Raw genomic sequence first — 10,356 nt, forward strand, 5'->3', positions numbered from 1 at the left:
GACGGTACCAGCTGCAATCGCCGGCTGGCGTTTGCCACCGGCGGCTTCGATGTCGTGGTGTCAGATCGAGATACTGCGAGCGGACCGACGACTTACGCGGGGAGGTCGACCCGGTCGCCGATCTCGATGATCTCGAGTTCCCGCGGATAGTCGAAGCTCTTCGCGTGGTGGTGGAGCACTTTCGGGTCCGCGGTCAGTCCTTTCCACATGTCCCAGTGGGTCGGTACCACGCGGTCGAGTTCGAGCGCGGCGGCCGTTTCGACGAGCTGGTTTTCGTCGTTGTACCAGCGCGTTCGCTTGGGTTCGCGGGTCTCCTTGTCCGGGATCTGTCCGACGGTACCGAACGCGAGCACGCCGAGGTCGATATCGTACGCCTCGCCGATGCGGTCGAACGTCTCGCCCGGTTTCGTGTCGCCGCCGTGAAAGAACGTGCCGGCGTCGTGTTCGAGGACGTAGCTCACGGGGTGGGTCGCGTCCGGGTCGTGGGCCGGCTCGACGTGCAGCGTGAACTCGCCGATTTCGATGGTGTCGCCCTCCGTCACTTCAGTGAGCTGGTCGTCGCTTACGTCCCACTCGTCGGTCCAGTTTTCGTCTTCGCGCGCGACCGCGAGGCTGTCGTCGGGCGCGTAGAACGTTGCGCCCGTACTTTCGAGGATCGGTGCCTGACTCGGGCCGTGAACGTGGTCTGTATGCTCGTGGGTCGCGAGGACGGCGTCGGCCTCGGTCACGTCCGCGGGGGAGAACGGAACGGGGATCATGCGGACCGTCCGCGGCGGGTCGCCGAGCCCGACGTAGGGATCGATGAAGATCGTCGTTCCATTGCGGCCCTTCACGATGAAGCCGTTACAGCCGAGGTACCAGATCGAAACGCCGTCCGGCGAGGCGTCTTCGACGTCGCGTACGAGCCAGTCGTTCCAGTCGCTGTGAATCACGGTTACCTGACTGCTGTGTGGACTGACTGGGTAAGTGTTATTGTCTCCGTGGACCGATCGCCGGCACGACATCGATACGCGGTAGTCTCGCGCTACAGAGCCGCTGCTTTCGCTCGCCGGGATAACGCTAACGGCAATCTCTCTTGGTGTCTCTCGGTGATGTCGGATCAACTACTCGGGTCGGAGCCACAGCGACGGAGCATCCTACAGACAATCGGCGGTGTCGGCGGCCTCGCATTGTTCAGTTCGGTGGCGGCGGGAGCGACGGCCGAATCCGACGACTGCACCACCGGCGCATCCGGGCGTCCCGACTATCGACTTCCCGAATTGCCCTACGCGTACGACGCCCTCGAACCACACATCGACGCGCGAATCATGGAACTTCACCACGGCAAACACCACCAGTCGTACGTCGACAGCGCCAACGCAGCAGTCGAAGAACTCGACGAAATGCGAGCGAACGAGGATTTCGAGGGAATTCGATCGACGAAGCGGGACCTCTCGTTCAACCTTTCCGGCCACGTCAATCACTCGGTCTTCTGGGCGAGCATGAGTCCCGACGGCGGCGGGAGGCCAGACGGCGCCCTTGCGACGGCGATCGAGAACCAATTCGGCTCGTTCGAGGCGTTTCAGGCCGAGTTCACCGCAACCGCGACCGCGGTCGAAGGCGCCGGCTGGGCGATGTTATTCTACGAACCGCTCGCGGACGCCCTGGTGATCGGCCAGGTCGAGGACCAAAACGAACTCGCCCATCAAGGCGCGACCCCGCTTTTGCCGCTCGATGTCTGGGAACACGCCTACTATCTGCAGTACGAGAACGACCGCGGGGCCTACGTCGATGCGTGGTGGAACGTCGTCGACTGGACCGCCGTCGGGCAGCGATACGAGATCCTCGCCGAACTGCGGTGCGGGCTGAACTCGGAGACCGGTGATACCGGCAGTACGGCCACTGGTACTGACGCTCATACTGAGACGGACACTACCACCGATACCGATACCGATACCACCACTCCCACCAAAGACTCCGACCGCTCGAACTGAACTCGAGACCTCGGCTGGCGTCGGGTGAACTCGATGGTCGTTGGCCGTCGGTTGGCAGTCAATAATCGATGGCCAGTAGTCGGTCGCTACTGGCCGGTACTCGTCGCCGACCGAGTTCACCAGGTGCCGTGGAACGTATCGAAGGAGAGTTCGTCGAGCGGTTTGTTGCCGACGGCGATTTCGTACTCGCCGGGGGTGAGCATCGGTTTGTGGAACTGCGGACCGTCGTCGGTCGTGATCCGTGGACAGCCGGTGTTGACGAAGGCGTCCATGTCGAAGTTGCGGAGTCGGTCGGGGGTGACTTCGTCCATCGTGATGAGATAGGCGTCGTCGTTGTCTTCGAGGATTTCCTGCGCCTGATCCCAGCGTCCCTGGCCGATTTTGGTGCAGAAGATGACGCCCCACTTCTGGGCATCCATGGCCTTGTGGACGGAGGCGTAGCGTTGTTTCATGAACTTCTCCGTATCTGCTGGGGTGACGACGTTGTTGACGGGGTCGGCGATGACGACGTGTTTGTCGGGGTGTTCCATCGCCAGCCCGAGGGGGTGGAACTTGCCGCCGCCGACGTAGAGGACTTGATCCGCGGGCACGTCCGCGCTCGCGTAGTTGCAGCCGAGCACCTGGCCCTCGTGGGTGAGTCGCTCGTCGCCGCGGCGGCTGTGGACCTCGTAGCCGTGTTCTTCGAGGAACGCGGTCATCTCCTCGTAGCGATTCATGTGCTGGGCCGTCGTCACGAGGCCGACGTCTTCGGTGTCGTCCGGATCGTCGAGGGTCTCTAGGGCTTCCTCCATGATCGGGAGAACTTCGACGTTCGAGAACAGCGGCACGTAGATGACCTTGTCCGTGTTCTTCATCGGCGAGTGGCCGAAGTGGGCGAACACGTCGGTGCGTTTCATCAGGTAGGTGTCCAGGTCGCAGGCACCGTAACAGGGCTGGCCCGAGAGCATGAACGTCACGTCGTCGTCCGCGAGTTCACGCAGGTCGTCGGCGACGGAGGGACCGCGGCGTTTGAGACCCTCCGGGAACTGGAGCCCGACTTTTTCGGCGTCTCGTTCCTCGATGGCGTCGATGATTCGCTCGAGTTCGTAGTCCCACTCGCGGTCGTGCTTGAGTTGCATTCCGGTGTTCCGAAGGTCCCCCTCGGTGTACTCCGACTCCTGACTCATTGACCGTCCTAACGGCCACGAACGTATAACGGCGGCGCTTCTGGGTATTGGGGGATAGCGGGTGATAGCCAGTGATTTGGGGGTCGTATTCGCGGTTCACGGGAGGCGTGCTCTTGGTCACTGCTGGTCGCTGGTGGCCCCGAGAGGGAACGGGCGGAGGTGAACGGACGGGCGGTGAACTGCCGGCTAACAATTGGATTTATGAAGTTTACTTTCTTCATACCCGTCCCAACAGTCATAGTACTGGAGTCTAAACGGGGTGGTAATGGCAGCGGAACGGCCCACAGATGGCTATCTCTTCGACCTCTACCGCCGATATATCGGCGAACCCGAGAGCAGGACGGACGTCTATCTCGGGTTCGGCCTGTTCCTCGGCGGCATCGGTCTGGCGGTCGTCGCACTGATCCTCTTTCTCTGGAGTAGTACGTTCAGTAGATCGAACCCGGCGTACTTCACGTGGGTACGACCGGCCTACGCGCTCGGAATGCTGTCGCTTCCAGCGATGATTCTGGGCGTCGTCGTCCTCTTGCCGTCGGACCGGAAGGTCATCGGCATCTCGGGAGCCGGCGCGCTTGTGACCCTCGCGGCGACGATCGGCTTCCTGTTCGCGTACCCGGACAACTGGAACTTCATGGCCGAACGCGACTACACCGTCGAGGTAACGGCGACCTACGCGGTCGGACTCGCGGGGATCACCGCCTCGACGGGCGCGGCGCTCGTCGCCCACTACCTCGAACTGGCGCGCCAGACCGAGGCCGTCGACGCCGGCGACGAAGACGAGACGGAAACCGAGGACGACCCCGAGTTCACCGACGCGGACATCGAGCGCGATATCGACGCGGCCATGGAGGACGTTGAACTCTCCTGGGGCGGCGTCAAGAAGACGGAACACAAGCGGCTGAACTTTTCGAAGAACGAGTTCGATGGCGTCTCCGTCGACACGAATGTAGGGACGAAGACGACCCGATCGAGCGGCGTTGACGACCAGGTTGCGGGTCTCAAGGGGCTGAAAGGCGGCGAGACGAAGACGACGACCTCGCAGTCGACGGTCGACGATCAGACGGCGAAGTTGAAGGAACTGCGCGAGCAACAGCGCGAAGACGAGCAGTCGGCTGAGAGCGGCCAGCATGGTGGCATCGGTACCGGTGCCGGCGCCGGCGATGGCCTGTTTTCCCCACTCACTGCCCTTCTTGAACGGGTTCGGTCAGCCGTTCGACGAGAGTAGCGCGTGTAGCCTATTCAAACAGTAAATTCTTTGTGAATTACCGCAGATAGGATTTAGGTACATAGTTTTATAATCTATCGGCCGCCTTGCCCAACCATGGCGAAAGGCCTAGACGTCGGAACCATGAACATCCTGTCTGCACAACAGGATGGGAACGACACGGTGTTCGTGCAACAGCGCAACTCCTTCGTAGAGATCGAGTACTCGGATATGGCCGAGCAGATGCTCTCGCGAAGCGAAGTACTCCACATTCGCAAGGATGACAAGGTGTACGTCGTCGGCGACGACGCCCTGAACTTTGCGAATATTTTCAACAAGGAGACGCGGCGGCCGATGAAACACGGGATCCTCTCGAACGACGAGCAGAGCGCGATCCCGATGATGAAGCTCATCATCGAGCAGGTCGTCGGCGAACCCGCCTATCCGGACGAGAAACTGTACTTCTCGTCCCCCGCGGATCCGATCGACTCGGATCTGTCGACGCTGTACCACCAGAAGACGATCGAGTCGTTCCTCGACGACATGGGGTACGACTCCGAACCGATCAACGAGGGCATGTCCGTCATCTACAGCGAACTCGCGGATAACAACTTCACCGGCCTCGGCATCAGCTTCGGTGCCGGGATGACGAACGTCTGTCTCTCCTACTACGCGGTGCCCGTCATGAAGTTCTCCGTCGCCCGCGGTGGCGACTGGGTCGACGAGCAGGCCGCCCGCGCGACGGGTACCCCTGTCGACAAGGTCACCTCCATCAAGGAGGACGACTTCGAACTCGACTTCACGACGGATGTCGGCGGCGTCGAGGGTGCACTCTCGATTTACTACGAGAACCTGCTCGACTACGTTATCGACAACATCGTCTCGGAAGTCGACGAGGAAGACGTCGAGGAAGGCCTCGACGTGCCGGTCGTCGTCACCGGCGGGACCTCGAGCCCCAGCGGCTTCGAGGCCCTGTTCCGCGACCACCTAGAGGACGCGAGCATTCCGTTCTCGATTAGCGGCGTCACGCACGCGAACGAACCGCTTTACAGTGTGGCTCGCGGCGGTCTCGTTGCCGCACGCTCGGACGAGGACGTCGACCACGACGAGGAAGAGGCAGAAGCAGCTGCGAGCGAGTAACGACTCGATTCACAGCCGCAGACTCAGACTCGGACTCGAACCCAGATTCGGATTCCTTTCGGTCACACCGTTTCAGCGACGGCTCACGTTTTCGCGGTGCACCGCTTACTACTCGTAGAACCGGTTGAACGCGTCTCGCCAGGATTCACGCTCTTCGGGCGGTCGGTCGTGCTCGACCGGAATGTCTGCGTACGCACAGTGTGGACACGAGACGGTCGACGCCTCACCCAGCGAGAGTTCTTCGAGCGAGCCCTGACACCGTGGACACTCCATACCTGACTCTCTCACGGACTCTCCTTAACTCTATTCGATACTCTCGTGAAACTGTCATCTGTGCGGGTCCTCCGTGCGCGAAGACGAATCTCGCACGAGATATTATTACTGAGCATTTGCAAATCTTTTTGTATGCAACTCATGTATGGTGTTGTATGAGCACCACTACGTCCGCCGATCGAGAAGTGACGCTCGACCACTGCCGCCCTGCCGACGTAACGCCCGTCTCCGTCGAGGCTGCGGCACTCGAGTCGACGGCACCCGGCCACCTCCGCGATCTGAACCGCGAGTTCGCCGAGGAGAACCTCTCGCCGGTCGAGTTGACCGTCGAGGCCTGCTTCGACGAGGATTGCTCGCTCGCGACGCAGGAGCAGGCCGATCAGCTTCGAGAGTACGTCCGTGCGGCGTCGTTCCTCGGCGTTGGAACGCTCACCGTCGCCGTCGACGACGTTGCCAACGCGGAGAAGGTCCGTCCCGCACTCGCGGCCTGTGCCGAGCGCGCCGAGCGCGAGGGCCTCGTCTTCGATCTCGAGGGACCCATCACGCTCGAGCACTGAGTCGGCGTCATGACAGGCCGGTCCCGGCGCGCCCTGGCTCGCGAACTCGAGTCGCTCGCTGACTTCACCGATCCCTCGCCCGCGTTAGAGCAGTATCTTACGCCGCCGGAAATCGCCGCTCACCTCGTTCATCTCGCCGATTTACAGGCCGATCTCGAGGGACCGATTGTCGACCTCGGTTCCGGGACGGGGATGCTCGCTATCGCAGCAGCCCTCGCCGGTGCCGATCGAGTCGTCGGCGTCGATCTCGATCGCGACGCGCTCGAACTCGCACGCGAAAACGCCGCCCGCGTCGACCGGGCTGCCGCCGTCGACTGGGTACAAGGCACCGTCACGCCACAGTCACTCCCGCTCTCTTTCTCCGGGACCGGCGTCGCACCCCGAATCGAGGACGGCGACGGTGTCACCGTGCTCTCGAACCCGCCGTTCGGCGCGCAACGCGGCAATCGCCACGCCGACCGCACCTTTCTCGAAACCGCTCGCTCGCTCGCCGCCGTCTCCTATACGATCCACAACGAGGGCAGCCAGGAGTTCGTCGAGTCCTTCGCCGCCGACGAGGGCGGTACCGTTACGCACGCCTTCCGGGCGGCGTTTCCGATCGACCGCCGCTTCGAGTTCCACACCGAGGCGAGTACCGAACTCGCGGCGGAGGTCTTTCGGATCGAGTGGTCCTGAGCCGCTACAGCTCGAGATGCTGGAGTTTGAGCGTCCGTCCGACGCGCCAGCCGGTGATTCCTGCGACGACCGTTCCGACGCCGACCGCGAGTGCGAAGCCGGCGAGATAGACCTCGGGCGGCGTTTGCAGGAGGTTCTCGAAGCCGACGAGTTCGTGCGCGAGTCGATTGAGGGCGTGCGTGAGCGGCGGGGTAGCGACGATGCCGACGATGCCGCCCAGGAAGCCAATGACGAGGCCCTGGACGGCGATCATCCCCGCGAGGACGTGCCGCGAGAGTCCGATCGCTCGTAGCGCGGCGAGTTCGCGTCGTTGCTGGGTGACCACGAGCGCGAACAGATTGGTGGTGAGGACGACGCCGCCGATGACGGCGAGGCCGACCAGCGTCGTTCCGCTCGCAAGCACGAGGGGGCGGTCCGCGACCATGGCCTCGACCTGCTCGTCGCTCGTCCGAACTTCGTAGTCCGGATACTCGGCTGCGAGGTCGTCCCGGACAGCCGCCGGGTCGGAACCGGCGGCCGCATCGGCGGTGATGAACGTCGCCCGATCGGTCCCCGTCGTTCCGGCGACGACCTGCAGGTCGGGCAGCGGAACCGTTACTGCTGGCGTGCCGAGGAACTGCGAGTAGTAGGACGCGGTCCCGACGACGGTGAACTCGTAGTCGGGGGCGGTCTCGCGGCTGGTGCCGACGTAAACGGTGTCGCCGACGGTGGCACCGACCGCGTCCGCAACCTGCGGGTCGAGGACGATTTCGGCCGTCTGTGGCTCGGTTGGGCGCTCGCCGTCGCTCGGCGGTTCGACGCGATCGAAGCCGCGCCCACTCTGGAAGTCGAAGCCGTCGTGAGTCTCCTGAACGCCGACCGCGGAGGTACGTTCGAGGTCGTCCGGTTCGGTACCGATGTATACCTCGTGCATTGCAAGCGGTGCGGCGGAACTCACGTCGTCGCGAGCGGTGAGTTCGGCGGCCGTCCCGTGGGAGTCGGCGATCGGATTCTCGGTGCCGCTCGCCGACGGATCGACGGGGTCGCTCGAGATCCAGATGTCCCGGTTGGCGTTGTCGAGTCCGGTCTCACCCACTTCGACGACGCCGGCACCGAGGCTCGCGAGGAGCGTCACCGCCAGGACCGAGAGGCTGACGGCGAAGACGGCGAGGACGGTCCGCCCGGGTGAGCGCCGGAGCTGAGCGAACGCGAGGCCGATCACGGCCCGAGTTCGGACGACCGGGTAACGGAGACTCATCGGCTCACCTCCGCGAGCACGGACGTTCGGGCGGCGATGACGAGCGGGTACGGAATCGCGATCAGCCCGGCGACGCACGCGATGACGAGCGCGTACGGGAGGAACAGCGGATGGGTCTCTGCAATCGCTCCCGGTGCGATGGTCCCGCTCGCGACGGCGTTGAGCGCGTGGATGCCGACGAATCCGAGCACACCGCCGAGCAGCGCGCCACACAGCGTCAGCGCCTGCGTCGAAATCGCAACGATCGCGAGCCTGCTGTGCGTCGGGAACCCGACGGACTCGAGAACGGCGAGCATCCGCCGATCCTCGTTGACGGTCATCCCCGCCGTCGTCGCGACGAACGCCGCGCAGATCGCGACGCCGACGACGAGCGCGAGCACGCTGGTCACGAACGCCAACCCGTCGTCGAACAACAGCGAGGGATCGGTGCGATCGGGCGTCTCGACGGTCGCATCCGGATAGGCCGCTGCAGCCTCGTCCGCGGCCGCGTCGGATTCGCCCCAGACCAGCACTCGATCCGCGAGTTCACCCTCGCTCGCACCCGAAAGCGTCTGGAGGGCGCGCAAGTGGCCGAGCGCGACGGGCGTTTCGTCGTCACCGCTCGTCTCCGCGACGGCCGTGACGGTCACCGTCGGCGGTGGCGTGTCCGTCGCTTCGAACTGTGAACTCGAGACGGCGAGTTCGTCGCCCGCGGTGACACCGAGACGCTCCGCGGCGGTCGTCGAGAGGACGAGTTCACGCTGACCCGGGGCTGCGGTGGCGTTGGTACCGGTTGTGACAGTGTCGTCAGCGGCGGCGTTCGACTCGGCGGCGAGTTCGTTCGTCGGGAGTCCGGCGACGGTTCGGGGTTCCTCGTCCGGGGTGACGCCGACGAGGAGGATGGTCTGCGGGTCGGTTGCGGTGCGGTTGTCGGTCGCGTTCGCATCCGTTTCGTTCGATTCGGTTACGGTCGTTCCACCCTCTCCCGCCCGTTCGAGTCGCATCGGTTCGGTGAGCACCGGCGTCGCGTGGTCGACGCCCTCGCCCGCCCGGATCGACGCCGCGCGCTCGTTGGCCTCGCCGAGCCGCGCCCCCTCGACGCCGTTGATGGACGAGAGCAGGTCCGTCGATTCCGGCGTCACCTGCACGTCGGCGTCGTTCTCGGTCGTCGTTCCGCCGTCCGCGAGCGCGAGCGCGACCCCGGTCACCACCACGAGCAGCGCGATCGTCAACGCAACGGCGCTGATCGTCGCGATAACCCGACGCGAGGTCGTCTTCGTCGTCCGCTTCCACAGCCGCGTCACTGCCAGTCGGCCCAATCCAACCCAGCGAGTTCGATTCGTTCCCCGCCCGCTGAACTCGTCGGTCCTTCGTTCGTCGCGGCTCTGACCCCGACGTTCGTTGCCCGCGTTCGGCGGCTGCTCGTCGTCAGTGTCCATCGGCGACCACCCGTCCATCGCGCAGTGTGATCACGCGGTCGGCGACGGCGAGCGTGCTCTCGTCGTGCGAAGCGAGCAGGACCGCGCGTTCGCGTCCGACGTCGGTCAACAGGTCGAGAACGGCGTCGCCGGTCGCCGTATCGAGTTCACCGGTCGGTTCGTCGGCGATGACGACGGTGGGGTCGGTCGCGAGGGCGCGGGCGATGGCGACGCGCTGGCGTTCGCCGCCGCTGAGTTCGGTCGGCAGGTGGGTGGTTCGATCTTCGAGGCCGACCTGTGTGAGGAGTTCGGTCGCTCGCTTTCGCCGGGCGCGCTTTGGCACGCCGGTCTGGACGAGCGGGAGGGCAACGTTTGCTCGTGCGGAGAGCGAGGGGAGGAGATGGAAGTGCTGGAAGACGATACCGACGTGCTGTCGGCGCACGTGGGTTCGCTTCCGGGTCGAGAGCGGCGTCAGGTCGGTCCCGACGAGTTCGACGCTGCCCGAAGTCGGAACCAACAGGCCGGCGACGGCGTGGAGGATGGTCGACTTGCCGCTGCCACTGGGGCCTTCGAGTCCGATCGTTTCGCCGGGCTGAACGTCGATCGAGACGTCCCGAAGGGCGGTTACGGTTCGTTGCTCACCGGCTCGGAGGCGGCCACCCGTCGCACCGTACTCGTGGGTGACGCCGTCGAGTCGGACGGCAGGTGTCGGCTGCCGCTCGTCCGATGGCTGT

The 10,356-nt window shown here is 64.3% G+C and carries 11 protein-coding genes; 5 read left to right on the forward strand and 6 right to left on the reverse strand.

What is annotated here, in order from left to right; all coding sequences use genetic code 11:
- Positions 1-92 precede the first annotated feature (92 nt).
- Positions 93-932, reverse strand: a complete 840-nt coding sequence (locus tag C481_RS10235) for an MBL fold metallo-hydrolase (protein ID WP_006109125.1) — start codon at positions 930-932, stop codon at positions 93-95.
- A 159-nt stretch (positions 933-1,091) separates the two neighbouring features.
- Here C481_RS10235 and C481_RS10240 point away from each other — a divergent pair, with 159 nt between their 5' ends.
- On the forward strand, positions 1,092-1,973 hold the full coding sequence (locus C481_RS10240; protein ID WP_006109126.1) for a superoxide dismutase: 882 nt from the start codon (positions 1,092-1,094) through the stop codon (positions 1,971-1,973).
- 116 nt (positions 1,974-2,089) lie between these two features.
- Here C481_RS10240 and dph2 read toward each other — a convergent pair whose 3' ends face one another.
- On the reverse strand, positions 2,090-3,139 hold the full coding sequence (gene dph2 / locus C481_RS10245; protein ID WP_006109127.1) for a diphthamide biosynthesis enzyme Dph2: 1,050 nt from the start codon (positions 3,137-3,139) through the stop codon (positions 2,090-2,092).
- Between the two features lie 265 nt (positions 3,140-3,404).
- Between dph2 and C481_RS10250 the strand changes: the two genes are divergently transcribed.
- Both C481_RS10250 and C481_RS10255 read left to right on the forward strand, forming a co-directional pair.
- On the forward strand, positions 3,405-4,364 hold the full coding sequence (locus C481_RS10250; protein WP_006109128.1) for a DUF7139 domain-containing protein: 960 nt from the start codon (positions 3,405-3,407) through the stop codon (positions 4,362-4,364).
- A 96-nt stretch (positions 4,365-4,460) separates the two neighbouring features.
- Positions 4,461-5,483, forward strand: a complete 1,023-nt coding sequence (locus tag C481_RS10255; RefSeq protein WP_006109129.1) for a disk-shape morphogenesis protein volactin — start codon at positions 4,461-4,463, stop codon at positions 5,481-5,483.
- A gap of 108 nt (positions 5,484-5,591) precedes the next feature.
- On the opposite strand, the gene C481_RS21230 is transcribed toward C481_RS10255, so the two are convergent.
- Complete coding sequence (locus C481_RS21230; RefSeq protein ID WP_006109130.1) at positions 5,592-5,756, reverse strand: zinc finger domain-containing protein; 165 nt, start codon at positions 5,754-5,756, stop codon at positions 5,592-5,594.
- A gap of 155 nt (positions 5,757-5,911) precedes the next feature.
- On the opposite strand from C481_RS21230, the gene C481_RS10260 reads away from it, so the two are divergent.
- The gene (locus C481_RS10260; RefSeq protein WP_049902990.1) at positions 5,912-6,313 is read left to right on the forward strand and encodes a hypothetical protein; all 402 of its coding nucleotides are present in this window, start codon (positions 5,912-5,914) and stop codon (positions 6,311-6,313) included.
- A gap of 9 nt (positions 6,314-6,322) precedes the next feature.
- Entirely contained in the window at positions 6,323-6,988 is a 666-nt protein-coding gene (locus C481_RS10265) for an METTL5 family protein (RefSeq protein WP_006109132.1), read from the forward strand.
- A gap of 4 nt (positions 6,989-6,992) precedes the next feature.
- Here the strand turns inward: C481_RS10265 and C481_RS10270 are convergent, their stop codons facing one another.
- The 3 genes from C481_RS10270 to C481_RS10280 all read right to left on the reverse strand — a co-directional run.
- Complete coding sequence (locus C481_RS10270) at positions 6,993-8,225, reverse strand: ABC transporter permease (RefSeq protein ID WP_006109133.1); 1,233 nt, start codon at positions 8,223-8,225, stop codon at positions 6,993-6,995.
- Complete coding sequence (locus C481_RS10275; RefSeq protein WP_241434677.1) at positions 8,222-9,643, reverse strand: ABC transporter permease; 1,422 nt, start codon at positions 9,641-9,643, stop codon at positions 8,222-8,224. Before C481_RS10275 ends, C481_RS10270 begins: the two co-directional genes overlap by 4 nt.
- Positions 9,633-10,356, reverse strand: a 724-nt coding sequence (locus tag C481_RS10280) for an ABC transporter ATP-binding protein (RefSeq protein WP_006109135.1), incomplete at its 5' end; no start/stop codon positions are given. The genes C481_RS10275 and C481_RS10280, both read right to left, overlap by 11 nt.

This window comes from Natrialba asiatica DSM 12278 (assembly GCF_000337555.1).
Classification (GTDB): Archaea; Halobacteriota; Halobacteria; order Halobacteriales; family Natrialbaceae; genus Natrialba; species Natrialba asiatica.

Bases quoted from the DNA above. Each gene is read 5' to 3' on its own strand.
- C481_RS10270 (WP_006109133.1), bottom strand. From the start codon at position 8,225: ATGAGTCTCCGTTACCCGGTCGTCCGAACTCGGGCCGTGATCGGCCTC.
- C481_RS10260 (WP_049902990.1), top strand. From the start codon at position 5,912: ATGAGCACCACTACGTCCGCCGATCGAGAAGTGACGCTCGACCACTGC.
- C481_RS10265 (WP_006109132.1), top strand. From the start codon at position 6,323: ATGACAGGCCGGTCCCGGCGCGCCCTGGCTCGCGAACTCGAGTCGCTC.
- C481_RS10275 (WP_241434677.1), bottom strand. From the start codon at position 9,643: ATGGACACTGACGACGAGCAGCCGCCGAACGCGGGCAACGAACGTCGG.
- dph2 (WP_006109127.1), bottom strand. From the start codon at position 3,139: ATGAGTCAGGAGTCGGAGTACACCGAGGGGGACCTTCGGAACACCGGA.
- C481_RS21230 (WP_006109130.1), bottom strand. From the start codon at position 5,756: ATGGAGTGTCCACGGTGTCAGGGCTCGCTCGAAGAACTCTCGCTGGGT.
- C481_RS10255 (WP_006109129.1), top strand. From the start codon at position 4,461: ATGGCGAAAGGCCTAGACGTCGGAACCATGAACATCCTGTCTGCACAA.
- C481_RS10250 (WP_006109128.1), top strand. From the start codon at position 3,405: ATGGCAGCGGAACGGCCCACAGATGGCTATCTCTTCGACCTCTACCGC.
- C481_RS10240 (WP_006109126.1), top strand. From the start codon at position 1,092: ATGTCGGATCAACTACTCGGGTCGGAGCCACAGCGACGGAGCATCCTA.